This window comes from Microbispora sp. NPDC049633, from assembly GCF_040675265.1.
In the GTDB taxonomy this organism is placed as follows: domain Bacteria; phylum Actinomycetota; class Actinomycetes; order Streptosporangiales; family Streptosporangiaceae; genus Microbispora; species Microbispora maris.
Genome location: NZ_JBFAOO010000122.1, coordinates 1 through 22,422, shown reverse-complemented (window position 1 = coordinate 22,422; position 22,422 = coordinate 1). Strand labels below are relative to the sequence as shown.

The following is a 22,422-nucleotide window of genomic DNA, read 5'->3' as shown; positions in this document are numbered from 1 at the left end:
GTCACCGTGACGGCGCCCTCGGGCACGGCCGCGGCGGGGTCGGCCGCCGTCGCGACCCAGCCTCGTACGACGGGGACGACCGTGCCGTCCGCGAGCCGCAGCGGGGTGAGCAGCCAGAATCCGCTCCCCCGGGCCGCCCTCCCGCCGGGGGCGTCGACGTCGGCGACCCGATCGGCCACCAGCAACTGGTTCGCGGCGTCGTAGGTCCCCGTGGCGGTCACTTTGCGGCTGATCGCGGCGCCGCTGATGTGCCGGCCCACCTGGGTCAGCTCGGTGACGGCGACGGGCGCGGGGTCGGGGGCCCGCCGCGGGGCGCCCGACGCCTCGAAGACGCCGAGTTGCCAGCGGCCGAGGAAGGTGAAGGACACGAGCACCCCGATGACCAGCAGGTGCAGGGCCACCAGCCGGGGAGCCAGGAGGGTGCGGAGCATGTATACAACGCTATCCGCCGGCCGTACCGGTCCGGTATTCGCGCCGGTGTCACGGGTGCCCCCGAGGAGGAGCCCCAAGTCAGCGCCATCGGAGGGCAAAAAGCGACAAATCACAGCCGTGACACACCGTGGGTCGCTAGAGTCTTGGCCATGTCCGACCCTCAGATCGACCCGGCCGGAAACACCCAGGCTTTCCGCGCCTTCGCACAGCAGCAGGACACGGCGGCATCCAACGAGCAGCCGTCCCGCCTGCCGATTTGGATCGCCGTCGGCGCGGCGCTCGTCGTGATCCTCGCTGTGGTGGCCTACCTCCTGGTTCGCTGACATACCTGTACCAGCCGCCGACGACCGCGCCCGTCGGCGGCTTTGTCATGCCCAGCGCGGCCCATCCGACGCGGACGTCGACCCGAAAATGGACGGGCACCACATAAGGTGACGGAGAGCCGTAAACGCCCCCGCGTCGGCCAGAGGCCTTCTCCGGCCGTCACCGGATAGGCGCCACCGCTGCCGCATTGTGTTGCTGGACCCCGGCGTGCGGACGCGAATATATTGGACGATGTTCCAATAGGACGGGGAGGACGCATGCCCAGTCCGGGCGTCACGATCATCGGTTCCGGCTTCGCCGGGCTCTGCATGGCCATCAAGCTGAAGGAGGCCGGCTACCACGACTTCGTGGTCCTGGAGAAGGCCGGTGAGCTCGGCGGCACCTGGCGGGACAACACCTACCCCGGCTGCGCCTGCGACGTCCCCTCGCCGCTGTACTCCTTCTCGTTCGAACTCAACCCCGGCTGGTCGCGGCTGTTCTCCCCCCAGGAGGAGATCTGGGACTACATGCGGGCCTGCGCCCGCAAGTACGGCGTGGAGCCCCACCTGCGGTTCGACACGGAGGTCTGCGGGCTGGAGTACGACGACGAGCGGGCCCTGTGGCGCGTGTCGACCGGCGACGGGGAGACGTTCGAGACCCACGCCGTCGTGTCCGGCGTCGGCGCCCTGCACGTGCCGTCGTTCCCCGAGATCCCCGGCCGCGAGCGTTTCACCGGCAGGGCGTTCCACTCCGCCCGGTGGGACCACTCCACGGACCTGACCGGCAAGCGCGTCGCGGTCGTCGGCACCGGCGCGTCGGCGGTCCAGTTCGTCCCCGTCGTCGCCGAGCAGGCGAGCCGCCTCACCGTGTTCCAGCGCACCCCTCCGTGGATCCAGCCCAAGCCGGACCTGCCGATCGAGGGGCGGCTGAAGCGGGCCATGGAGACGCCGGTCGGCGCCCGCCTGCTGCGCGACGCCGTCTACTGGCTGCTGGAGACCCGGGCCGTGGGCTTCACGATCGACCCCCGGCTGATGAAGGTCCACCAGGCGATGGCCGAGCGGCACCTGGCCCGGCAGGTGCCCGACCCCGGCCTGCGCGCGAAGCTGACGCCCGATTACACCATCGGCTGCAAGCGCATCCTGCAGTCCAACGACTACTATCCCGCGCTGACCAGGGACAACGTCGAGCTCGTCACCGACCGGATCACCGAGATCAGGGAGCGGTCGGTCGTGGACGCCACGGGGCGCGAGCACGAGGTCGACGTGATCGTCTACGGCACGGGCTTCCGCGTGGTCGACTCCCTCAACGAGCAGCGGATCGTCGGCAGGAACGGCGTCAAGCTCCAGGACGCGTGGCGCGACGGCATCGAGGCCTATCACGGCGTCACCACCGCGGGCTTCCCCAACCTGTTCTTCCTGCTCGGCCCCAACACCGGCCTCGGGCACACCTCGGTCGTCTTCATGATCGAATCACAGGTCCGGTACGTCCTGGACTGCCTGCGGCTGCTGTCCAGAGCCAAGGCCAAGGCCCTGGACGTACGGCCGTCGGCGCAGCGGGCCTACAACGACCGCCTGCAGCGGCGGCTCGACCGGCTGGTGTGGAACGAGGGCGGCTGCACGAGCTGGTACCTGGACGAGCACGGCAAGAACCGCACGCTCTGGCCCGGCTTCACCTTCGAATACTGGGCACGGACCCGGAAGGTGAAGCCGGAGGCCTACGAGCTCATCGGCGCCCGGACCGGCGACGCGGGCTGACCGGATCAGCGACGTGCGCTGACCACGAGGGCGCTGCCTCCGCCACGCCGGAAGGCCGGCTCGGCGACGGCCTGCACACGGCCGTTCCGGAGGAACTCCAGGCCGGTCGCCGCGCCGATCTCGCCGGCCGGTGGCGTGGTCGGCACCGCGAACGTGTGCCCAAGCCTGCCCAGCTTCTCGCCGTACCGGTCGATGAACGCCTGTTCGGCCTGGGTCACCTCGGTGTTGCGCTGGGAGGCCCGCGGCGCGGCCACCGCGTCCGGCAGCGACATGCCGAAGTCGAGCCGGTTCACCAGGATCTGCAGCACGGTCGTGATGATCGTCGCGCCGCCCGGTGAGCCGACGGCGAGCAGCGGCCTGCCGTCCTTGAGCACGATGGTGGGGGCCATGGACGACCTCGGGCGCTTGCCGGGCGCGGGCAGGTTCGGGTCGCCCGGCGCCGGGCCGAAGGTGAAGTCGGTCAGCTCGTTGTTGAGCAGGATGCCCCGGCCCGGCACCACGATGCCGCTGCCACCGGTCTGCTCGATGGTGATGTTGTAGGCCGCCACGTCGCCCCAGCGGTCGGTCACCACGAGGTGGGTGGTCTCCGGCCCTTCCCTCTTCTCCTCGGGCGCCGGGGCCGCCGGAGCCGCCGGAGCGCACGGGGAGTAGGACCCGTCGGGCGACCCGGGCGCGGCGGGGTGCGCCATCGCCCGCGGGCCGATCAGGCAGGCGCGCTCCTTGGCGAACCCGTCGGACAGCAGCGCGCCGAGCGGCACGTCCACGTACGCCGGGTCGCCGACGAAGGCGTTGCGGTCGGCGAAGGCGAGCCGGGAGGCCTCCAGGTATTCGTGCAGGCCGACCTTCGGCAGGGCCTCGAGGATCTTCAGCGCCTCCCCCACGGTCGAGCCGCCCGACGACGGCGGCGCCATGCCGTACACGTCGAGGCCCTTGTACGTGACCTTCGTGGGCGGCCGTTCCAGTGCCCGGTAGGCGGTGAGGTCGGACACCTCCATGAGCCCGGGCCGGACGTTCCGGGTGGCGCCCTCGCGCACCGGCGGCTTCTTCACCGTGGCGACGATCTCCTGGCCGAGCGCCCCGCCGTACAACCAGGACGGGCCGCGGATGCCCAGCTCGCGGTACGTACGCGCGAGGTCGGGGTTGCGGAAGATCGAGCCGACCCGCGGCGGCTGCCCGCCCGGGAGGTAGAGCGACGCGGTCGAGGTGAAGTCGGCGAACCGCTCGGCGTTCTGCTGCGTCTGGTCGTGGAACGTCCGGTCGACGACGAAGCCCTTCTCGGCGATGTCGATCGCGGGGCGCAGCGCCTCACGCAGCGACATCGTGCCGTACTCGCGCAGCGCCGTCTCCCACTGCGCGACGCTGCCGGGGACGCCGACCGACAGCCCGCTGGTGACGGCCTCCGCGAACGGGATGCCCTCCAGCGTCGTCGAGGTCATCGCCTGCGGGGCGGTCTCCCGCCCGTCGATCGTGGTCACCTTCCGCCTGCGGGCGTCGTAATAGACGATGAAGCCGCCCCCGGCGAGCCCGGCGGAGTAGGGCTCGGTCACGCCGAGCGCGGCCGCCCCCGCCACCGCCGCGTCCATCGCGTTGCCGCCCTGGCGCAGCACCGTGAGCGCCGCCTTGCTCGCGTCGAGGTCCACGGTCGCCACTGCCCCGCCGTACCCCTCCGCGACCGGCCGCTTGATCTCTTGCGGAGGCGGAGGGTGCACGCCCGCCTGGGCGGGCGGGGCGAGGAGGCCCGCCAGCGTGACCAGTCCCAGCGAAGTGACGACGACGCTCCTCATGCCTGGCACCTCCACCACACGCGCGATCACTCCAGCATGACTCACCGGAGTAAGAATCGCCTCGGGATTGTCCGCATTTGGACGTCGTACGGCCGATCGAGCCGGACACCAGCTGACAGCCGGGATCAGTTGTACAGCTTGCCCCGGGCGCTGGGAGTGGCGTTGTAGACCTCGAGCCGGTAGTAGCCGTAAAGCCCGTAGATGCTGCCCGCGCCGTAGAAGGGAGCGGTTTTGCGGGTGAACCCGCTGCGGACGACCACCCCGGTGTCGACGTCCACCACCCGGTAGTTCGCCCCGAGGATCGAACCCGCCTGGACCTTGTAATACACCCAGTCGCTGCTGTTCGCGTGGATGATGTTCGTCTCGCAGTGCGTCGTGACCACGATGCAGGTGTCCTCCGCGGCGTTCGCCGGTGTGGCGATGACGGTCGCCACGACGACGGCCGTGGCAGCGGCGGCGCCGGTGGACAGGATCTTCCTCAGCTTCATCTGTGCTCCTCGATGCCTGGGGGTCGCCGGCGACGGAGCGGCGGTTCGTCCGCCGGCCGCAGGCGAAGGCGCAGCCGGGAACGCTCGGGCAGTAGCATCGGACGCCTCGGTATAGACGGGGTATACGCGCGGCCGAATCGCCGTACGGGACCCGGAGAGGGAGCGGCGCGGGCACGGACGGCGCGGCCCCGGGGCATGGCGGCAGGGCACAGCGGCAGGGCGACGAGCGATGCCGGGAAACACCAGGCGAGCGGGTCATACTCCTTCCGGCGTACGACCGACTGCGGCGGCGGGCGGATGCGGCGGCCTGCGTCGATGGCCTAGCGTGCGGGTGTGCGTCCCGGTTCCGCGTTGTATCACCGCATCGATCCCGTCCTGCCGGTCATCGTCGGGATCGTCCAGGTGTTTCTGTCGATGGGCGCGCAATACTGGCAACTGCGCAATTCCGATCTCGGGCGGGTGCCGCTGACCTGGTGGGGCTACACGCTGCTGCTGGTCGGGGCGTTCGCGATCGCGCTGCGCCGCCGGTACCCGCTCGCCGCGCTGGCCGTCACGCTGACGGCCACCTCGGTCTACATGCTGTTCGATTACGCGTACGGGCCCGTGTTCCTCAGCCCGGTCATCGTGATCTTCCATGCGGTGCTGTCCGGGCACCGCCGCGCGGCGTGGCTGTCGTCGGCGGCGTTCTTCCTGTTCGTGGTCGCCTATGCCACCTGGCTCATCCCCCACCAGGCGAGTCTCTTCCACCACACCGCCGTCGCGGCTTACCTGCTGCTCACGCTGACCGTCGCGGAGTTCCACCGCGTGCGCCGCGAGCGCCTCGCCGAACGCGAGCGGGTCCAGCGGGAGGAGGCCAGGCGACAGGCGAGCGAGGAACGACTGACCATGGCCCAGGAGCTGCACGACGTGCTCGCCCACAACATCTCGCTGATCCACGTCCAGGCGTCCACCGCGCTGCACCTGCTGGACGACCACCCCGAGCAGGCCCGCACCGCGCTGAGCACGATCAAACAGGCGTCCAAGGACGTGCTGACCGAGATGCGCGGCGTGCTCGACCTGCTCAGGGACGGCGCGCCGCGCTCCCCCACGGCCGGCATGGCCCACCTGGCCGACCTGACCGGGCGCAGCGGCCTGCCGGTCACGCTGGAGGTGGCCGGGCGGGAACGTCCGTTGCCCGCGAGCGTCGACCGGGCCGGCTACCGCATCGTCCAGGAGTCGCTGACGAACGTCTCGCGCCACGCGCCCGGTTCGCGGGTGACCGTCCGCGTCGCGTACGCGCCGGAGGAGTTGGTCGTGACGGTCGAGGACGACGGCGCGGGCGCGGCACGGGCCGAGACGGGCCTGGGCGGCGGCAACGGCATCCCCGGCATGCGGGAGCGGGCCGCCGCGCTCGGCGGGTCGCTGACGGCCGGGCCCCGGCCGGGCCGCGGTTTCCGGGTGGAGGCCCGCCTCCCCCTCCCCCCATCCGACGGACAGAAGGAGCCGAATTGATACGCGTCCTGCTCGCCGACGACCAGGCGCTGGTACGGGCCGGGTTCCGGGCCCTGCTCGACGCGCAGGAGGGCATGACCGTCGTGGGCGAGGCCGGGGACGGCGAGCAGGCCGTCCTGCTCACCCGGGACCTGCGCCCCGACGTCGTGCTGATGGACATCCGCATGCCCGGCACCGACGGCCTGACGGCCACCCGCCGCATCGGGGACGACCCCGCCCTCACCGACGTGAAGATCGTCATGCTGACGACGTTCGAGCTGGACGAGTACGTCTTCGAGGCCCTGCGCGGCGGCGCGAGCGGCTTCCTGGTCAAGGACACCGAGCCGGCCGAGCTGATCCAGGCCGTCCGGGTGGTGGCCTCCGGCGACGCCCTGCTGTCCCCCGGCGTGACGCGCAGGCTCATCGCCGAGTACGTCGCCCGCGCCAAGGAGCCGGGCATCGCGACCAGCCTCGACACGCTGACCGAGCGGGAGCGGGAGGTGCTCGCGCTCGTGGGCACCGGCATGACGAACGACGAGATCGCGGCCCGGCTCTACATGTCCCCGGCGACAGCCAAGACCCACGTGAGCCGGACGATGACCAAGCTCCACGCCCGCGACCGGGCCCAGCTCGTGGTCATCGCGTACGAGTCGGGCCTGGTCAAACCCGGCTGGCTCTGAGACGGCGCCGGACTGTCGGGCGTGATCCCTACACTCCGCAACCATGGTGAGAGTGAGCTTCGTCGACGAGACGACGTCCGGCGAGCGGCGTGAAGCCTGGCATCTGGAGATCTTCGAAGAGCGGATCACGCTGCGCGAGATCATCCGGCGGCGGATCTTCCAGGAGGTCGCCGAGCACAACGCGACCCGGCCGGAGGTCTTCCGCGGGCTGGTCCAGCCGGGTGACACCGAGCGAACTCTGAACGGCCACCGCGTGCACGCCCATAGGCGGGTGGACGCGGAGGAGCAGTTCGCCAAGGCCGTGGAGGCGTTCGGCCGCAACGGGTTCCTCGTACTCGTCGACGACCGGCAGGTGGAGGACCTGGACGCCGAGATCGCCCTGCGGATCGACACGGAGATCACCTTCCTCAAGCTCGTTCCCCTGGTCGGTGGCTGATGCCCGGGCTCACGAACACGGCGGAGCAGGTACGTGAACTCGCGGAAGCCGGAGACGTCGAGACGCTGGCCGCCGAACTGCTGCGACTCGCCCGGGAGCAGACGATCTGGAACCGAGACTGGAGTCCCGTCACCGGCGTTCTCGACACCAGGCCCGAGGACCTCAGGATCCGGGTCGCGCTCGCGGCCGTCCGGTCCAGCGAGGACTGGATCGCCGACTGCCTCGCGGAGATCATCCTCGGCCGTCTGCCACTCGACCGGCACCTCGACGCGGTCGGAACTCTGCTCACGCGGGCCGCGGGCTTCGGCACGTTCTACGCCTACGGGCTTCTCGCCCGCCTCGCCGACGCGTGGCTGGGCGCCGGCCGCACGCTGCCCCCGGCCGTGGTCGGAGTGATAAGGCGCACGGCCCACGGCATGTACGGGAGAGACCGCCTCCATGAGATCCTCACCCTCCCTGGCCACCCGGCGCTCAACCCGGGCGAGGAGTGGGCCGATCGGGCGCTCGCCGATCTCGCCACCCTGGGCAGGGGATGGGACGCGCTGGTGGCACACGCGGTGACCGCGACCTCGGCGAAACCGTCGAGCAGATGGGAGAAGCAGGCTCGGGGGCTTCTCGACGCGGTGGGGCACGACCGGGCGCGGGAAATAATCAGCGGATGGCTCGCCCTGGTGGGCTCGCCTCGCACGATGCCCGTGGTGTATCTGGACGACCAGGCGTTCGACCCGCACAACGCTCTCGGCGTCCGCGGCCTGGCCTGGATGCTGGCCTTCCTCCCCGCACGGCCGGAGAGCGCGCGGCTGATGGGGAACCTGGTCGAGACGGCCCTGCGCAAGGTCCCGGGTATCGGCCCACGCAACCCTATGGTGGCCAATGCCGCCGTCCACGCGTTGGCCCGGATGGAGGGCGAGGCGGCCCTGGCACAGTTGGCCCGGCTGTCGGCCCGCGTCACCTACAAGGGCACGCTGAAGGTGCTCGGCACCGCCCTCGACACGCGGGCCGCCGCGCTCGGGCTGTCCCGCGACGAGGTCGAGGAGCTCGCCGTCCCGGCGTACGGGCTGACCGAGGTGGGCCGCAGCAGCCGGGTGATCGGCGACGCCACCGCGGAACTGCGCGTGACCGGCACCCGCACGTCCATCGTGTGGAAGAACGCCGCAGGCCGCGAGGTCATGTCCCCTCCGGCGAGCGTGCGCCGCGACCACGCCGCGGCGCTGGCCGAGCTGAAGGCGTCGGCGAAGGACATCGACAAGATGCTGCCGGCCCAGGCCGAACGGCTCGACCAGCTGTTCCTCGCGCAACGCTCGTGGTCGTACGCGACCTGGCGGGAGCGTTATCTCGACCACCCGCTGGTCGGCACGCTCGGCAGACGGCTGATCTGGCTGGTCGGCGACGTTCCCTGCGCGTACGCGGATGGCACGTTACGCCGCGTCGACGACACGCCGGTCACCCTCGCCGAGGACGCGGTCGTGCGTCTGTGGCATCCGATCGGCCGCAACGTGGACGAGGTACTCGCCTGGCGTGACTGGCTGGAGCGGCACAGGATCACCCAGCCCTTCAAACAGGCCCACCGCGAGGTCTACCTGCTCACGGCCGCCGAGGAGAACACGCGGTTCTACTCCAACAGGTATGCCGCACACATCCTGCGTCAGCACCAGTTCCACGCGCTGGCCGCGGCACGCGGGTGGCGCAACAAGCTGCGGCTGATGGTCGACGACAGCTACCCCCCGGCCACTCGGGAGCTGCCGCGGTGGAACCTGCGCGCCGAGTTCTGGATCGAGGGCGTCGGGGACGACTACGGCGCCGACACCCTCGACTCGGGCGCCTACCTGCGCCTGTCGACCGACCAGGTCCGCTTCTATCCCCTTGGAGCGCCGGAGAACCTCGCCCATGCCTACGGCCGCGGATATGAGCAATGGCTGCGGGACGGCGCGGATCCGGCTCAGCCCCTTTCTCTGGACCAGGTGCCGCCGCTGGTGTTCAGCGAGATCATGCGGGACGTCGACCTGTTCGTGGGCGTCTCCAGCGTCGGCAACGACCCGACGTGGCAGGACGGCGGACCGGACGGCCGCTTCCGCGAATACTGGACCTCCTACAGCTTCGGCGAGCTGTCGGGCACCGCGCGGACCCGCCGCGACCTGCTGGCCCGGCTGGTGCCCCGGCTGGCGATCGCCGACCGTTGCAGCCTGGAGGGACGCTTCCTGCACGTCCGGGGGGACATCAGGACATACAAGATCCACCTCGGCTCCGGCAACATCCTGATGACCCCGAATGACCAGTATCTGTGCATCGTCCCCAGGCAGGCCCCTGAGGCCGGGGCCGGCCAGGTGTTCCTCCCCTTCGAAGGCGACCGGGTGCTCGCGGTCATCCTCAGCAAGGCGATGCTGCTGGCCGGGGACACGGAGATCACCGACCCGAGCATCACCCAACAGATCCGCCTTTAGACAGTCGTCGACGTTGCCGCCGGTGACCAGGAACGCCATCGGCCGGCCGCGTCCGTCGCAAGCGAGGAGAGTCTTGCTGGTCAGTCCGCCCCGGGCTCGTCCGAGGGCGTGATCGGATGGCTCAAGCGGGTGGAGATCCTCTGCCAGGACCCGTACCGGGCGGGCGGATCATGAGGACCCGTCCTGGCGGCACTCCTCCAGCTCCGCGCGCAGGGCGGCGAGCGTCGCGGCGGTCCGGGCGAGGTCGGCGGCGGGGACGGCGGCCGTGCGGGCGGCCAGCTCGTCCGCGACCGTGGGGCGTGCGGCGGCCAGGATCCGCGCGCCCTCCGGCGTCAGGCTGAGCACGGAGGACCGCCGGTCCTCGGGGTGTGCCGCGCGCACGCACCAGCCCGCGCTCTCGAGCCGGTCGACCGCCTTGCTCACGGCACCGACGGTGATCCCCACCTCGCGCACGATGTCGAGCACCCGGCATCCGGGGAGGCGGTCGATGATCTCCAGGAACTCGAACTGGCCCAGGCTGACGCCGTGCTCGGCGCGCAGCCGGTCGCTCACCGCGTTGTACAGCCGGGTCTCGACGCGGACGAGGTCGACGAACAGGCGAGTGACATCCGTCACAGTTACCGCTCTCATAGATTCCAAGGAATCATCTTCCAGGGAATCGGGTTGCAGGGCTCACAAGTGCATTCCAGGTAATCCATCCTCTCACCCCGACCTTTGGAGGTCCGGATGACCCGCAAGCAGCGCGAGGCCGTCGACGCCCTGCACCGCAACGCCCCCGTCCACCCGAACCCGACGCTCGAGGAGCAGCGCGCCGGATTCGCCGGCGCCCTCTCGCGGCCCCGGCCCGGCGACGTCGCGGTGCGCGAGACGGAGCTCGGCGGCCGTCCCGCGCTCGACCTGACCCCGGCCACCGCCACGGGCCGGGGCCGGCTGCTCTATCTCCACGGAGGCGGCTACGTCCTGGGGGCGCCCGGCACGCACACGGGGATCACCGGCCAGCTGGCGTCCCGTGCCCGGCTGCGCACGACGTCGCTGGACTACCGGCTGGCCCCCGAACACCCCTTCCCCGCGGCGGTGGACGACGGTCTCGCCGCCTACCGGGCGCTGCTCGACGAGGGCGTGCGGCCGGAGGAGCTGGTGCTCGCCGGAGACTCCGCCGGTGGCGGGCTCGCCGTCGCCACCCTGGTCGCGGCCCGCGACGCCGGCCTGCCGCAGCCGGCGGGCGCCGTCGTCTTCTCCCCGTGGGTCGATCTGACACTCGGGGGGCAGAGCATGAGCACGAAGAAGGACGCCGACCCGATCTTCACCCCGGAGGCGATCCAGGCGTTCGCCACCCACTACCTGGCCGGTCAGGACCCCGCCCATCCACTGGCAAGCCCGGTGTTCGCCGACCTGCGTGGCCTGCCCCCGTTACTGGTACAGGCCGGCTCGAACGAACTCCTGCTGGACGACGCCGTCCGGCTCGCCGCCCGCGCCGCCGCGGACGACGTGGACGTCACGCTGCGGGTCTGGGCGCAGGTGCCGCACGTGTTCCAGAACCACTTCGGCCACCTCGACGAGGCCGACGAGGCGCTCGACGAGGCCGCGCGCTTCCTGTCCGTACGGGTGGGGGCCGGGCAGGAGACACCTGGAGTGTGGGCTGACGTCCGGACCGGCGCCGCACCTCCACGTTGGACCGGCACGCGCGACGGCGACCGGCTGACCGTGTGGCAGCGGGCGCGCGGGCCGGCGGTGCCGGTTCCGGGCGGGGCCGCGCGTCCAGAGCGACGAGGTCGTGCGGCCCCTCTGCGGAGCACCGCGTGCTCTAGCGGGCCAGGCGGTCCAGCAGCTCGCCGAGCAGCGCGCGTTCGCCAGGGGTGAGGTCGCCCGGGTCGTTGTCGACCAGCGCACGCAACGTCAGCGCGGCGCTCGCACGGGTCGCGGGGGCGTCGGCGGAGGGCGTGTGCAGGACTCCGGCCAGCGCGGCCTCGCGGACGCGTCCGGACAGCCTGAAGTCCGGCTCCGGCTGGCTGATCAAGGTGAGCGTGATGCCGACGTTGGCGGCAAGCACCTGTTCGGCGGCTTCGTCTGCCGGCACCTTGAGCAGGCCCTGGGCGGCGGCGGCGGTCAACCGCTCGCGCAACGCGGCGTGCGCGGGAGCGGTGACGGCGCAGGGCTTTCCCGGCTCGGCGCGGCCGTAGAGCAGCCCGTAGAACGACGGGTGCTCCAGCCCGAACCGCACGTGCCTGTCCCAGCCCTCGCGCAGGTCGTCCAGCGGGTCGCCAGAGCTCTCGACCGCGGTGTACTGGGTGAAGCCGTGGTTCAGCACGGCGTCGATCAGGCCCTGCTTGCTGCCGAAGTGGTGGTACAGCGTCGGGGCCTGCACCCCGGCGCGTTCGCACACCGCCCTCGTGGACACCGTGCCGCCGCTCTCCAGCAACTCCGCCGCGACGAGCAGCAGTCGATCCCGTGCGTTCTGCATGTTGCTATAGTAGCCCATATAGCGCTACATTGCTCGCTATAGCGGAAGGAGGAGTCCATGAGGACTTGGTTCATCACTGGCGGGACACCCGGAGGGTTCGGCCTGGTCTATGCCGAGGCTGCACTGAAACAGGGCGATCAGGTGGTGGTGACAGCACGCCGGCCCTCTGAACTGCAGGAATGGGCTGAACCGCACGGCGACCGTGTGCTGGTTCTCCAGCTCGATGTCACCGATGCCGAGCAGGTGCGTGCGGCGGTCAAGACGGCAGAGGAGCGGTACGGCGGGATCGACGTGCTCGTCAACAACGCGGGCCGTGGCTGGTTCGGCTCGGTCGAGGGGGCCCCCGACGAGACGATCCGCCGCACGTTCGACCTCAACCTATTCGCCGTGGTCGAGGTGATACGCGCGGCCCTGCCTGGTATGCGGGCACGCGGCGACGGCTGGATCGTGAACATGTCGTCGGTGGCAGGCCTCGTCGGCGCACAGGGTTTCGGCTACTACTCAGCGGCGAAGTTCGCGCTCGAAGGACTGTCGGAGACACTGCGCCATGAAGTTGAGCCGTTCGGTGTGCGCGTGCTCGTCGTAGAGCCGGGAGCGTTCCGCACCAAGGCTTTCGCCGGCTTCCAAAACGAGCCCGTCAACGAGACCGTCGACGCCTACGTGCCGCTGGTCGAGGGCGTGAAGGCGGCGTTCGTGGAACATAACGGCAAGCAAGAGGGTGATCCTGAACGCGGAGTGCAGGCCGTTATCAGCGCGATGAACGCACCCGTTCCGCCGCAACGGATCGTGCTCGGCAACTCTGGCTACGACGTCGTTGTTGCGATGCACGAGAACGCACTCGCGGAGTTGCGCGCGAACGAAAAGCTCTCGCGCAGTGCGGACTTCTAAGCCTGTTGCCAGAACGTGAGGAGCCTCGCCGGGGTGGATTGAGTGACCACACACAACCGACCCGACGAAGCCTTCATCAGTATGCGCCCGCGCATGTCTATGCCGACTTGACCCCTGCTCGGCACCTCGAGCTGGTCACCGCGCTGCACGGCCTGCGGCGGGTCGCCGCCCGCATCGTCATCGTGCTGCTGAGGTGCTGCAGGGACGTACCAGGACGCGCCCGCGTCCTGTCACCCGAGAAGACCGGAGAGCGGAAATGGACGACATCACCCTTCCCAAGGCTGTCGAGAACTTCATCGCGGCCACCAACGCGCACGACGCGAACGCGCTGGCCGCGGTCTTCGGCGACGGGGCCACCGTGCGCGATGACGGGACGACCTACGCCGGCGAGGCCGAGATCCGCGAGTGGATCCAGGGGCACCTGATCAACCCCAAGATTGTGATCACGCCGACCTCGTTCGCGGGCGACCGTCTGGTGGCCTCCGGGGACGGTGAGTTCCCCGGCGGGCCTCTGTCCTTCGCGTTCGTGTTCGGCATCAAGGACGACCAGGTCACCGACCTCGCGATCGACCCCGTCTGACTCATCACCGGCCGGGGCGGCCTGAGGGCTGCCCCGGCCATGAACAGGGGACCAGCCATGGGCACCATGGACGAACTGATCAACCCGACAGTGGTGACGCAACTGAGGCCTGCCTGACAAATGATCACGGTGGATGCGGTTGGACAATCGCTCGTGGTGCGACGAGGCGAGCTGACCGACAAGGCTTGGCAACGGATCGGGGCCCTGCTGCCCGCGACGGACGGCAGGGAACGGCCCTGGCGTGATCAAGGGCAGTCGGGGAAGTCGCCCTTTCGCCTTCGACGCGATCACCGACAAAGAGCGCACCTGGTCGAGCGTTGTTTCGGCAAGCTCAAGCAGTGGCGAGCCGTCGCCACCCGCTTCGACAAGCTCGCCGACCGCTACCTCGCAGGCGTCACCCTGGCATCCGTCATGCTCTGGCTCCGCCATTTCGAATTGTCAGACAGGCCTTAGCCGGCGAGCGGCTCCTGGAGTTCGGTGACCCACCGGGCGGGGTCCTCCCCGGCCTCCAGGTAGAGCTCCCTGGCGTACCCGGCCGAGCGGTGACCGCCGTCGGCGATCCACCGCGCCAGCGTCTGCGCGGCCGGGAGGACGTCGTCCATCGGCCCCCGATGCACGATCGTGGCCGCCCGTTCGATCGCGGGCAGGTCCACGACCGTGAAGTCGTGACCGTCCCCGGGCGCCACCGCGACCGGCATCGCGGCGTGCGCGAGGATGCCGTCGCCGCCGGGGGCGTCCTCGTAGTAGGCGATCCCCGGTCCCACCGGGGTCACCCCGGCCTCGACCAGCCTCCGGCACAGCTCGTCGAACAACGGGCCCATGACCGGGCTGATGTCCTCCGGCTCGTAGCTGCGCGCCACGGCGCTCAGCTCGGCCACCCGGACCGCCGGGATGCGCTTGACCACCACGTCGTCGGTGTTCATGTGTCCCTCACTCTCGATTGTCCGGAGCCTCGCCTCGACCTGGACCAGCCGTGCCGTAGCGGCGGCCACCGCCGCCTCCAGCTCCGCCTGCCGCAACCGCAGCATCCCGCGCAGCTCCTCGGCGCTCACCCGCTCGTCCAGCACTTCCCGCACCTGCCGGAGCGTGAAGCCCAGGTCCTTGAGCGCGGTGATCCGGTTGAGCCGGGCGAGCTGGCCCGCCTCGTAGAAGCGGTAGCCGCTCGCGGGATCGACGTGGGCCGGGCGAAGCAGCCCGATCGCGTCGTAGTGGCGCAGCATGCGGACCGACACGCGGCCGTGCCTGGCGAAGTCTCCGATGGCGAACATGGTGTGGCCGATTCCAGTGCCTCACACGGTGTCAGGGTCAACAGCGCCCATGCGGATGCTCCGGGGCGGCGCGCCCAGCGGTTCCGGCAGCCGCAGCGGGCCGCGCCCAGGGGTGATCGTGCCGAGCACCCGCGATCCGGCCGCGCCGGTGCAGGCGGGCACCGTGCCGGGCAGGCCGTGCGCGGTCAGCCAGCCGAGATAGGAGAACGCGATCGCCTCCTTGGCGTCCGAGGGCACGCCGAGGTCGTCGCTCGGCAGCAGCCGCACCCCTGCGGCCCGCGCGCGCAGGGCGCGCATCAGGGCCGGGTTGCGTACCCCGCCGCCGGACACGACCACGGTGCCGAGCCGGTGTCGCCGGATCTCGGCCGCGACCGTCTCGGCGGTGAGCGCCGCGAGCGTCGCCAGCAGATCCGGCAGCCCCAGCGCGTACGGCCCGGCCACCCGCTCCAGGTAGCCCGCGTGGAACAACTCCTTGCCCGTCGTCTTGGGCGGCGGCCGGTGATAGTAGGGCTCGGTGAGCAGCTCGGTCAGCAGCCCCTCGTGCACCCTCCCCGCCGCTGCCAGCCTGCCGTCCTCGTCGTACGGCCTGCCGGTGGCGGCGAGCACGGCCGCGTCCAGCAGCGCCGAGGCCGGGCCGGTGTCGTAGGCGAGCGACGGCTCGCCGGCGGTGGGAGCCACGGTGAGGTTGGCGATGCCGCCGAGGTTGAGGGCGCCCGCGCGACCGCGCGAAGCAGCCGTCCCGCGCGATCCGGGCGGCCCCTGCGGCTCGGCGGCTCTGGGCGGGGCCGGCGGGGTCGGCTCGGGCGGCTCGGTCGGGGTCGGTGTCGACTCGGGCGAGCCTTGCGGCTCGGAGGGCTCGCGTAGCCCGGCGAGCAGCGGCAGGTCGAAGGCGGACACGAGCGGCGCGCCCTGTCCTCCGGCCGCCACGTCGCGCACCCGCAGGTCCGACACGACCGGGACGCCGAGCCGTTCGGCGATCCAGGCGGGCTGGCCGAGCTGGAGCGTCCCGCGCACACGCCCCTCCTCGACCCAGTGATACAGCGTCTGCCCATGTGAGCAGACGAGGTCGGCGGCCGGACAGCCCGCCGCCGCCTCGGCGAACGCCTGCCCGACGAGCGTGTCGAGACGGCAGACCTCGCCCATGTCCGTACTGTTCGGCGGCAGCGCGGCGACGATCGCGGCCCGCAGGCCGGGCGGGTACGGCACCGTGCCGGTGTGCTCCACGACCCCGGTGAGCAGGTCGCCGTCCGCCGACCAGCGGACGAGCGCGCAGTCGATCCCGTCGTGGGAGGTCCCCGAGATCAGCCCGAGCACGCGCATGACCACCTCGCGAGAACCGCTAGCCGGCTCTCGGCGGAAGGCCGACGAGCTTGGTGAGGAACCGGTCGATCTGCTCCTCCGCGGGCGGCCAGGGCAGGTCGGGCTCGTTGATCCGCTGCGACAGCATCCCATTCACGGCGGTGCGCAGGTCGATGGCGACCGTGGCGGCGTCCTCGCGCGGGGCGATCCCGGCGTCCATGCAGCGCTGGACCGCCTCCGTGGTCCTGGCCACCAGCACCTCCTTGAACGGCATGCCGAGCCGGCGGTGGACCGCGCTCTCGTGCAGCACCTTGTAGAGACCCGGATGCTCGTGTGCCCAGGCGGCCTGCGCGTGGATGCGCGCCCGCAGCCGCGCCGCGGGGTCCTCCTGCGCCGCGTCGGCCTCGTCGCCGGCCCGCACCACTTCCTCGTGGCAGCGCCGCAGCACCGCGAGCACGAGCGCGTCGCGGTCGGGAAAGTGCAGGTAGACCGAGGTCGCCGCGATCGACACCGCGCGCGCTACGGCCCGCAGCGACAGCGCCTCGTCGTCGGCGAGGTCGTCGAGCATCCGCATGGCCGCCGCGACGATCTCCTCGCGCAGCCGCTCGCCCTGCCCGCGCGCGTTCGGACGGCGGCGGGCGGCGGGAGCCGGGGGCCCGGTTGCCGGAGTCGGGGTGGCTTCCATGACCGGCCCATTGTACGAGGAGGGTCGTCACACTACAGTCGTAGCGCTACGGCCGTTTACAGAAGGAGCGAATGGCCCCGACGCGCGCTGACCCCGCTGCCCGAGACGGTGCGTGCCGAGCTGAGCCGGCTCGACCCGTACCTCCTGGAGTACTTCGACCTGCGGTCGCGCGTGCGCGGCGTCCAAGGGCCGGGCACGTTGAGCATCCGTGAGCGGGCGTTCATGACGATGAGCGTCGACATGCACTACCAGACGCTGGACGAGACGTTCCGCATCCACGTGGGCCGCGCCCTCGGGGCCGGGGCGTCGCACGAGGACGTGCGGGCCGTGCTGCGCTTCAACGCGCAGTTCGGGGCGACCCGGGCATGGCAGGCGTTTAAGGCGCTCAACGCCCGCCTCGCCGAGCTCGCCCCCGTCCGCTGATCCCACACGCCCCGGCCCCGCTCCCCGGGCTCCCCGGCCTCTAGAGCTCTACGGACTCTCCGGGCTCTACGGCCCGCTCTCAGCGGCCGATCTTGTCCAGCTCGGCGAGATCCTCGTCGGAGAGCGAGAGCCCCGCGCCCGCGACGTTCTCGCGCAGGTGCGCCACCGACGAGGTGCCGGGGATCAGCAGGATGTTCGGCGACCGCCGCAGCAACCAGGCCAGGGCGACGGACATCGGCGTAGCGTCCAGCCTGGCGGCCACGGCCGACAGCGCCGAGGACTGCAGCGGGCTGAAACCGCCGAGCGGGAAGAAGGGCACGTAGGCGATGCCCTGCTCGGCGAGCTCGTCGATCAGCTCGTCGTCCTGACGGTGGGCCAGGTTGTACATGTTCTGCACGCACACGATCGGCGCGATCGAGCGTGCCTCGGCGACCTGCTCCGCCGTCGCGTTGCTCACGCCGAGGTGGCGGATCAGGCCCTGCCGCCGGAGGTCGACGAGCGTCTCGAACGCCTCGGCGAGCGACCCGGGCTGGGGGCCCTGGGCGTCGCCGAGCCGGAGGTTGACCACGTCCAGCACCTCGAGGCCCAGGTTCTCCAGGTTCTCGTGGACGGCTCGGCGCAGGTCTTCGGGCCGGCGGGCCGGGGGCCAGCCTCCCTGCTCGTCGCGGGTCGCACCGACCTTCGTGACGATGTGCAGCGAGTCGGAGTAGGGGTGCAGGGCTTCGCGGATCAGCTGGTTGGTGACCCGCGGTCCGTAGGCGTCGGCGGTGTCGATGTGGGTGATGCCGAGATGGACGGCCTCGCGCAGGACGGCCAGTGCGCCGTCGTGGTCCGCGGGCGGGCCCATGACCCCCGGGCCGGCGAGCTGCATGGCCCCGTAGCCGAACCGGGTGACGGTCAGGTCGCCCAGAGTCCAGATGCCGCCGGGAAGCGAAGTGGAGAGCGTGCTCATGCCTCTGTCTTTCATCGTGAGCTGAATGGTGGTGCCTTAGGGCCCCCTTGCTGCATTTTGGAGAGGTAACATCCTGACGGGAAGTACGCACTTCGGAGTGCGTAAGGCACCCCCGCGTTGGAGGAGCGGTCGATGGCGACGATGACGGCGGCCCAGAAGAGGGAACAGGCCAAGATGGAATATGACGCGTTCCTGGCAGCGTGTCCAAGCCGTCAGCTGCTCGACCGGATCTCCAACAAGTGGGTCACCCTGATCCTGGCCGCGCTGGGCGGCGGCTCCGACGGTGAGCCCCAGCCGATGCGCTACTCGGAACTGTCCCGGCTGCTCGCCGGCGTCAGTCAGAAGATGCTTACTCAGACGCTGCGCTCCCTGGAACGTGACGGCCTGATCACCCGCACCGCGACGCCGACCGTACCCGTCACGGTCACCTACGAGCTGACCGACCTCGGTCTCTCGCTGCACCAGACGATGCGCGGCCTCAAGACCTGGGCCCAGGCGCACATGGACGACGTGCTCGCCCACCGCGCGACGTACGACGCCCGCACCGCCTGAGAGCTCGTACACCGCCTGACAGCTCTTACATCGCCTGACAGCCGTGCACCGCCCGCCGCGCAAGCCCTGACACCGGCACGCCCCTGCCAGGGGCACCCCGGCCCAGGGGCCCCGCACCCTCGCTCAGTGCACCCTGCTCCCCCGTTCAGTGCACCCTGCTCCCTCGCTCAGTGCACCCTGCTCCCCCCTCAGTGCACCCTGCGTTCGCGGCTCGGCTCGCTCTGCCGGGATGCCCGGTCCACGGCCGTGACGTGGTAACGGTGGCCGGGCGCGCCCTCGGGGTCCACCCAGCGGACGTGCCTGCCCGCGGGGACGACCGCGACCAGGTGCGTCGCGTCGGCGAAGTCCTGCCGGCGGGCGGGCCGGTCGAACCGGAAGACGGCGAACTGGAACGGGGCGTGGGGTCCCGCCGCCTCGACGTGCAGCTCGACGCCCCCGCTCACGCACCGGGCCGAGGCGAGCACGGGACGGCGCGGCGGCGCGCCGCCCGCGAGCCTCGGCAGCAGCGGCGCGAGCGCGGGCCGCGTGTAGTGCCCGCTCACGACCGCGCTGATCGAGCCGAGCCGGTCGTCGCGAACGTCGGCCGCGTTGTACCAGATGTCTCCGCCGACCTCCGGATGGTCCCGGTTGAGCGTGAGGTGCCGGGCGAGCTCGTCCGGCTGGAACCACTCGGCGGGCTGCCCCGCCGTCCCCGCCTTGTACGCCGCCTGGCCGATCCACAGCTGCACCCCGGTGCCCGCGGCCACGTCCGACCACCAGGGGACGAGCTTGGCGTAGTCGGCGTTCGACTGGCCGATGTACCAGTAGAGCTGCGGCGCGACGTAGTCGAGCCAGCCCTTCTTCACCCAGCCGCGGGTGTCGGCGTGCAGGTTGTCGTACGACTGGCCGCCGCTGGTGTCGGAGCCGAGGGGATCGGTGGCCTTGTTGCGCCAGATGCCCGAAGGGCCGATGCCCCAGATCACCTCGGGTTTGGCCCGCCGCACACGCCGCTGCATCTCCCGGACGAGCAGGTCGACGTTGTCGCGCCGCCACGCCGCCAGGTCGGGGAAGCCCGCGCCGTACGCCGCGTAGGCCGCGCTGTCGTCGAACGCCGTGGTGTTGACCGGGTAGAAGTAGTCGTCGAAGTGCACGCCGTCGATGTCGTACCGGGTGACGGCGTCCATCATCGCGTCCTGCACGAACGCGCGGACCTCGGGGATGCCGGGGTTGTAGTAGAGCTTGCCGCCGTACGGGACGATCCATTCGGGGTGGCGGCGGCCGGGGTGGTCGGGATGCAGCGCGGCCGGGTCCGCCCGCATCGACACGCGGTACGGGTTGAACCAGGCGTGGAACGCGAGCCCCCGCCTGTGGGCCGCCTCGACGGCGAAGCCCAGCGGGTCGTAGCCCGGGTCCTGCCCCTGCACTCCGGTCAGATACTGCGACCACGGCTCGTACGGCGACGGCCAGAAGGCGTCGGCGGTCGGCCTGATCTGCACGAACACCGAGTTGAGCCGGCGCGCCACGGCCCGGTCGAGCCAGGCCGTGAGCTCGGCCTGCTGCTGCTCGGGCGTCAGCCCGGGTTTGGACGGCCAGTTGATGTTGACGACCGAGGCGATCCACATGCCGCGCATCTGACGCAGCGGCGGGACATATCCGGCGGGCGAGGCGGCAGCGGGGGATGCGGCGAGGGCGGGCAGCGGGACGCTCGCCGCCGCGGCGGCGAGGGCCAGGCCGCGCAGCACGGAACGCCGGGAGGGTGAGCTCAATCGGACCTCCGAAGGCCGGGGGATGCGGCGATCACGACACTGGCAGAAACTTACTTTCAGATCAATGCCGATAAAAGAAAGTGTCATAGACGTGTAATCTGCCCCAAGAGGTCATCGCGGGAGAGGCACCGGGCGTGCAGGTCACGTCGCCCATGTCTCGACATGTGGACTTCTGGTCTTCTTGTCCCGCGTCGGCGGGCGAGTGGATCTAAGCTGATCGCGCCACAGGAGAGGCTGCAGGTGATGAACGAGAACGAGGGCGCCGCACCGGTCAACCCGATCGCGACGGTGCGTGCGGTGCTGCCCTCGCTCACCCCCGCCGCCCGGACCATCGCGCGTCTCATCCTCGACGACCCCGCCATGGTGGCCCGCAGCACGATCACGGAGATCAGCGCGGTCTCGGGGATCAGCGAGGCGACGATCGTGCGGACGGCACGGGCGCTGGGCTTCGCCGGCTACTCGCAACTGCGGTTCGCGCTGGCCGCGGCCGTGGCCAGGGACACCCCCGAACGGCTCGTGCCGGGCGACCTCGCCCCGGACGACCCCCTGACCGACGTCATCGCGAAAGTCACCCGGGCCGAGTCGCAGGCGCTCGCCGACACGGCGGCCCAGCTCAACCCCGAAGGGCTCGGCGCGGTGGTGGACGCCGTGGCCGGCGCCCGCCGCGTGGACGTGTACGGCGTGGGCGCCTCCGGCCTCGTCGCGGCCGACATGGCGCAGAAGCTCATGCGGATCGGGCTGCCCGGCCACCACTTCACCGACGCGCATCTCGCGCTCACCAGCGCCGCGCTGCTGCGCGAGGGGGACGTCGCCGTCGGCGTGAGCTGCACCGGCGAGACACCCGACGTGCTCGGCCCGGCACGGGTCGCCCGCAAGGCCGGCGCGACGGTCGTGGCCATCACCAACAACCCGCGCTCGTCGCTGGCCGGGATCGCCGGCCACGTCCTGGTCTCCGCGGGACGCGAGACGGCGTTCCGGCCGGGCGCGCTGGCCAGCCGGATCAGCCAGCTCCTCATCGTCGACTGCCTGTTCGTCGGCGTCGCGCAGCGCACGTTCGACACCTCCGACGCCGCCTTGCGCGCGACCCGCGACGCGCTCGCCGACTACCTCGGCGACGCCCACCGCCGCGTCCGCAGCGCCTGACCACTCCGCGAGCGGCCGTCCGGCCCGCCCTCGGCCAGGCCGCGAAGCACCCGGCCCTCCTGGGGGAAAGGCCGGAGCTCGTCAGACGCCGGAGCTCGTCAAACGCCGGAGCTCGTCAGGCGGCGCCGCCGGCGTGGCGGGCGGCCTCCAGCCGGTCACCGTTGGCCCGCAGCAGCGCACGGGCGTCGTCCGGTCCGAGGTCGTGCTCGATCATCAGCACCGCCGCCTTGATGCTCCAGTCCGCCGCCTCCAGCGCCGCCCGCGCGGCGGCGGGCCCGGCGCCGGTGAGGTCGCCGACGATCCGCGTCGCCCGGCGCGCGAGCTTCGCGTTCACCGCCGAGACCTCGATCATGGTGTTCCCGTACGTCCGGCCGAGCCGGATCATCGCGATCGTGGAGATCATGTTGAGCACGAGCTTCTGGGCGGTCCCCGCCTTGAGCCGGGTCGAGCCGGCCACCACCTCGGGGCCGACGACCACCTCGATCGGATGCTCGGCCCGCTCCGACAGCGGCGACCCGGGATTGCACGACAGGCTCACGGTCAGCGTCCCGCGGCGGGCCGCCTCGCCCAGCGCGCCGAGCACGAACGGCGCCCGGCCGCTGGCGGAGATCCCCACGAGCGAGTCGAGCGGGCCCAGG

Annotated in this window: 24 protein-coding genes and 1 pseudogene; 13 read left to right on the top strand and 12 right to left on the bottom strand. The window is 71.3% G+C overall.

Annotated features, from left to right (window positions below; translation table 11 throughout):
* Positions 1-431 (bottom strand): SURF1 family cytochrome oxidase biogenesis protein (locus AB0J39_RS26670; protein ID WP_363469283.1); only part of this gene is annotated, 431 nt, incomplete at its 3' end.
* A gap of 150 nt (positions 432-581) precedes the next feature.
* On the opposite strand from AB0J39_RS26670, the gene AB0J39_RS26665 reads away from it, so the two are divergent.
* Both AB0J39_RS26665 and AB0J39_RS26660 read left to right on the top strand, forming a co-directional pair.
* A complete protein-coding gene (locus AB0J39_RS26665) occupies positions 582-755 on the top strand; it encodes a hypothetical protein (protein WP_363469281.1) in 174 nt (57 codons plus the stop codon).
* 258 nt (positions 756-1,013) lie between these two features.
* Positions 1,014-2,489: an NAD(P)/FAD-dependent oxidoreductase gene (locus tag AB0J39_RS26660; protein WP_363469279.1), complete on the top strand. Its 1,476-nt coding sequence runs from the start codon at positions 1,014-1,016 to the stop codon at positions 2,487-2,489.
* Between the two features lie 5 nt (positions 2,490-2,494).
* On the opposite strand, the gene ggt is transcribed toward AB0J39_RS26660, so the two are convergent.
* Both ggt and AB0J39_RS26650 read right to left on the bottom strand, forming a co-directional pair.
* Positions 2,495-4,273 carry a gamma-glutamyltransferase gene (gene ggt, locus AB0J39_RS26655; protein WP_363469277.1) on the bottom strand — a complete coding sequence of 593 codons (1,779 nt, stop codon included), beginning with the start codon at positions 4,271-4,273 and terminating at the stop codon, positions 2,495-2,497.
* A 125-nt stretch (positions 4,274-4,398) separates the two neighbouring features.
* Positions 4,399-4,761, bottom strand: a complete 363-nt coding sequence (locus AB0J39_RS26650; protein WP_363469275.1) for a hypothetical protein — start codon at positions 4,759-4,761, stop codon at positions 4,399-4,401.
* Between the two features lie 333 nt (positions 4,762-5,094).
* On the opposite strand from AB0J39_RS26650, the gene AB0J39_RS26645 reads away from it, so the two are divergent.
* From AB0J39_RS26645 to AB0J39_RS26630, 4 genes are read left to right on the top strand one after another with little or no spacing between them, the layout of a single operon-like run.
* On the top strand, positions 5,095-6,252 hold the full coding sequence (locus AB0J39_RS26645; RefSeq protein WP_363469273.1) for a sensor histidine kinase: 1,158 nt from the start codon (positions 5,095-5,097) through the stop codon (positions 6,250-6,252).
* Entirely contained in the window at positions 6,249-6,911 is a 663-nt protein-coding gene (locus tag AB0J39_RS26640; RefSeq protein ID WP_363469271.1) for a response regulator transcription factor, read from the top strand. Before AB0J39_RS26645 ends, AB0J39_RS26640 begins: the two co-directional genes overlap by 4 nt.
* Before the next feature lie 43 nt (positions 6,912-6,954).
* The gene (locus tag AB0J39_RS26635; protein WP_363469269.1) at positions 6,955-7,347 is read left to right on the top strand and encodes a hypothetical protein; all 393 of its coding nucleotides are present in this window, start codon (positions 6,955-6,957) and stop codon (positions 7,345-7,347) included.
* Positions 7,347-9,788: a DUF4132 domain-containing protein gene (locus AB0J39_RS26630; RefSeq protein ID WP_363469267.1), complete on the top strand. Its 2,442-nt coding sequence runs from the start codon at positions 7,347-7,349 to the stop codon at positions 9,786-9,788. The genes AB0J39_RS26635 and AB0J39_RS26630 overlap by 1 nt, the downstream gene beginning before the upstream one ends.
* A 15-nt stretch (positions 9,789-9,803) precedes the next feature.
* On the opposite strand, the pseudogene AB0J39_RS26625 reads toward AB0J39_RS26630, so the two are convergent.
* Together AB0J39_RS26625 and AB0J39_RS26620 are read right to left on the bottom strand one after the other, a co-directional pair.
* Positions 9,804-9,917 (bottom strand): annotated as a pseudogene (locus AB0J39_RS26625) (IS5/IS1182 family transposase); the annotation flags it as partial.
* Between the two features lie 39 nt (positions 9,918-9,956).
* Positions 9,957-10,403, bottom strand: coding sequence for a MarR family transcriptional regulator (locus AB0J39_RS26620; RefSeq protein ID WP_363469265.1), 447 nt, complete (start codon positions 10,401-10,403; stop codon positions 9,957-9,959).
* A 111-nt stretch (positions 10,404-10,514) separates the two neighbouring features.
* Between AB0J39_RS26620 and AB0J39_RS26615 the strand changes: the two genes are divergently transcribed.
* The gene (locus AB0J39_RS26615) at positions 10,515-11,648 is read left to right on the top strand and encodes an alpha/beta hydrolase (RefSeq protein ID WP_363469263.1); all 1,134 of its coding nucleotides are present in this window, start codon (positions 10,515-10,517) and stop codon (positions 11,646-11,648) included.
* On the opposite strand, the gene AB0J39_RS26610 is transcribed toward AB0J39_RS26615, so the two are convergent.
* The gene (locus AB0J39_RS26610) at positions 11,593-12,249 is read right to left on the bottom strand and encodes a TetR/AcrR family transcriptional regulator (RefSeq protein ID WP_363469261.1); all 657 of its coding nucleotides are present in this window, start codon (positions 12,247-12,249) and stop codon (positions 11,593-11,595) included. The genes AB0J39_RS26615 and AB0J39_RS26610 overlap by 56 nt on opposite strands.
* 57 nt (positions 12,250-12,306) lie before the next feature.
* On the opposite strand from AB0J39_RS26610, the gene AB0J39_RS26605 reads away from it, so the two are divergent.
* The 3 genes from AB0J39_RS26605 (at position 12,307) to AB0J39_RS26595 (ending at position 14,170) form a co-directional block, all read left to right on the top strand.
* Positions 12,307-13,137, top strand: a complete 831-nt coding sequence (locus tag AB0J39_RS26605) for an SDR family NAD(P)-dependent oxidoreductase (protein ID WP_363469259.1) — start codon at positions 12,307-12,309, stop codon at positions 13,135-13,137.
* A gap of 256 nt (positions 13,138-13,393) precedes the next feature.
* The gene (locus tag AB0J39_RS26600) at positions 13,394-13,717 is read left to right on the top strand and encodes a nuclear transport factor 2 family protein (protein WP_354842435.1); all 324 of its coding nucleotides are present in this window, start codon (positions 13,394-13,396) and stop codon (positions 13,715-13,717) included.
* A gap of 120 nt (positions 13,718-13,837) precedes the next feature.
* A complete protein-coding gene (locus AB0J39_RS26595; protein WP_363469285.1) occupies positions 13,838-14,170 on the top strand; it encodes a hypothetical protein in 333 nt (110 codons plus the stop codon).
* Here the strand turns inward: AB0J39_RS26595 and AB0J39_RS26590 are convergent.
* From AB0J39_RS26590 to AB0J39_RS26580, 3 genes are read right to left on the bottom strand one after another with little or no spacing between them, the layout of a single operon-like run.
* Positions 14,167-14,985 (bottom strand): MerR family transcriptional regulator, encoded by an 819-nt coding sequence (locus tag AB0J39_RS26590; protein ID WP_363469257.1) that lies wholly within the window; start codon positions 14,983-14,985, stop codon positions 14,167-14,169. The genes AB0J39_RS26595 and AB0J39_RS26590 overlap by 4 nt on opposite strands.
* Positions 14,986-15,006: 21 nt before the next feature.
* A complete protein-coding gene (locus AB0J39_RS26585; RefSeq protein WP_363469255.1) occupies positions 15,007-16,305 on the bottom strand; it encodes an anhydro-N-acetylmuramic acid kinase in 1,299 nt (432 codons plus the stop codon).
* 19 nt (positions 16,306-16,324) lie between these two features.
* Positions 16,325-16,969: a TetR/AcrR family transcriptional regulator gene (locus tag AB0J39_RS26580; RefSeq protein ID WP_363469253.1), complete on the bottom strand. Its 645-nt coding sequence runs from the start codon at positions 16,967-16,969 to the stop codon at positions 16,325-16,327.
* A 108-nt stretch (positions 16,970-17,077) separates the two neighbouring features.
* On the opposite strand from AB0J39_RS26580, the gene AB0J39_RS26575 reads away from it, so the two are divergent.
* Positions 17,078-17,392 carry a carboxymuconolactone decarboxylase family protein gene (locus AB0J39_RS26575; protein ID WP_363469251.1) on the top strand — a complete coding sequence of 105 codons (315 nt, stop codon included), beginning with the start codon at positions 17,078-17,080 and terminating at the stop codon, positions 17,390-17,392.
* 79 nt (positions 17,393-17,471) lie between these two features.
* Here AB0J39_RS26575 and AB0J39_RS26570 read toward each other — a convergent pair whose 3' ends face one another.
* The gene (locus tag AB0J39_RS26570; protein WP_363469249.1) at positions 17,472-18,344 is read right to left on the bottom strand and encodes an aldo/keto reductase family oxidoreductase; all 873 of its coding nucleotides are present in this window, start codon (positions 18,342-18,344) and stop codon (positions 17,472-17,474) included.
* A 132-nt stretch (positions 18,345-18,476) separates the two neighbouring features.
* On the opposite strand from AB0J39_RS26570, the gene AB0J39_RS26565 reads away from it, so the two are divergent.
* Positions 18,477-18,896: a helix-turn-helix domain-containing protein gene (locus AB0J39_RS26565; protein WP_363469247.1), complete on the top strand. Its 420-nt coding sequence runs from the start codon at positions 18,477-18,479 to the stop codon at positions 18,894-18,896.
* Between the two features lie 188 nt (positions 18,897-19,084).
* Here AB0J39_RS26565 and AB0J39_RS26560 read toward each other — a convergent pair whose 3' ends face one another.
* On the bottom strand, positions 19,085-20,641 hold the full coding sequence (locus AB0J39_RS26560) for a family 10 glycosylhydrolase (protein WP_363469245.1): 1,557 nt from the start codon (positions 20,639-20,641) through the stop codon (positions 19,085-19,087).
* 243 nt (positions 20,642-20,884) lie between these two features.
* On the opposite strand from AB0J39_RS26560, the gene AB0J39_RS26555 reads away from it, so the two are divergent.
* On the top strand, positions 20,885-21,784 hold the full coding sequence (locus tag AB0J39_RS26555) for a MurR/RpiR family transcriptional regulator (protein ID WP_363469243.1): 900 nt from the start codon (positions 20,885-20,887) through the stop codon (positions 21,782-21,784).
* 115 nt (positions 21,785-21,899) lie between these two features.
* Here the strand turns inward: AB0J39_RS26555 and AB0J39_RS26550 are convergent.
* Positions 21,900-22,422: N-acetylmuramic acid 6-phosphate etherase (locus tag AB0J39_RS26550; RefSeq protein WP_363469241.1), on the bottom strand; the 523-nt coding region annotated here is incomplete at its 5' end.

Excerpts from the sequence above, each read along its gene's own strand:
- AB0J39_RS26600 (WP_354842435.1), top strand. The coding sequence starts at position 13,394 with ATGGACGACATCACCCTTCCCAAGGCTGTCGAGAACTTCATCGCGGCC.
- ggt (WP_363469277.1), bottom strand. The coding sequence starts at position 4,273 with ATGAGGAGCGTCGTCGTCACTTCGCTGGGACTGGTCACGCTGGCGGGC.
- AB0J39_RS26615 (WP_363469263.1), top strand. The coding sequence starts at position 10,515 with ATGACCCGCAAGCAGCGCGAGGCCGTCGACGCCCTGCACCGCAACGCC.
- AB0J39_RS26650 (WP_363469275.1), bottom strand. The coding sequence starts at position 4,761 with ATGAAGCTGAGGAAGATCCTGTCCACCGGCGCCGCCGCTGCCACGGCC.
- AB0J39_RS26595 (WP_363469285.1), top strand. The coding sequence starts at position 13,838 with ATGATCACGGTGGATGCGGTTGGACAATCGCTCGTGGTGCGACGAGGC.
- AB0J39_RS26660 (WP_363469279.1), top strand. The coding sequence starts at position 1,014 with ATGCCCAGTCCGGGCGTCACGATCATCGGTTCCGGCTTCGCCGGGCTC.
- AB0J39_RS26555 (WP_363469243.1), top strand. The coding sequence starts at position 20,885 with ATGAACGAGAACGAGGGCGCCGCACCGGTCAACCCGATCGCGACGGTG.
- AB0J39_RS26565 (WP_363469247.1), top strand. The coding sequence starts at position 18,477 with ATGGCGACGATGACGGCGGCCCAGAAGAGGGAACAGGCCAAGATGGAA.
- AB0J39_RS26610 (WP_363469261.1), bottom strand. The coding sequence starts at position 12,249 with ATGCAGAACGCACGGGATCGACTGCTGCTCGTCGCGGCGGAGTTGCTG.
- AB0J39_RS26630 (WP_363469267.1), top strand. The coding sequence starts at position 7,347 with ATGCCCGGGCTCACGAACACGGCGGAGCAGGTACGTGAACTCGCGGAA.
- AB0J39_RS26635 (WP_363469269.1), top strand. The coding sequence starts at position 6,955 with ATGGTGAGAGTGAGCTTCGTCGACGAGACGACGTCCGGCGAGCGGCGT.
- AB0J39_RS26580 (WP_363469253.1), bottom strand. The coding sequence starts at position 16,969 with ATGGAAGCCACCCCGACTCCGGCAACCGGGCCCCCGGCTCCCGCCGCC.
- AB0J39_RS26590 (WP_363469257.1), bottom strand. The coding sequence starts at position 14,985 with ATGTTCGCCATCGGAGACTTCGCCAGGCACGGCCGCGTGTCGGTCCGC.
- AB0J39_RS26665 (WP_363469281.1), top strand. The coding sequence starts at position 582 with ATGTCCGACCCTCAGATCGACCCGGCCGGAAACACCCAGGCTTTCCGC.
- AB0J39_RS26605 (WP_363469259.1), top strand. The coding sequence starts at position 12,307 with ATGAGGACTTGGTTCATCACTGGCGGGACACCCGGAGGGTTCGGCCTG.
- AB0J39_RS26585 (WP_363469255.1), bottom strand. The coding sequence starts at position 16,305 with ATGCGCGTGCTCGGGCTGATCTCGGGGACCTCCCACGACGGGATCGAC.
- AB0J39_RS26570 (WP_363469249.1), bottom strand. The coding sequence starts at position 18,344 with ATGAGCACGCTCTCCACTTCGCTTCCCGGCGGCATCTGGACTCTGGGC.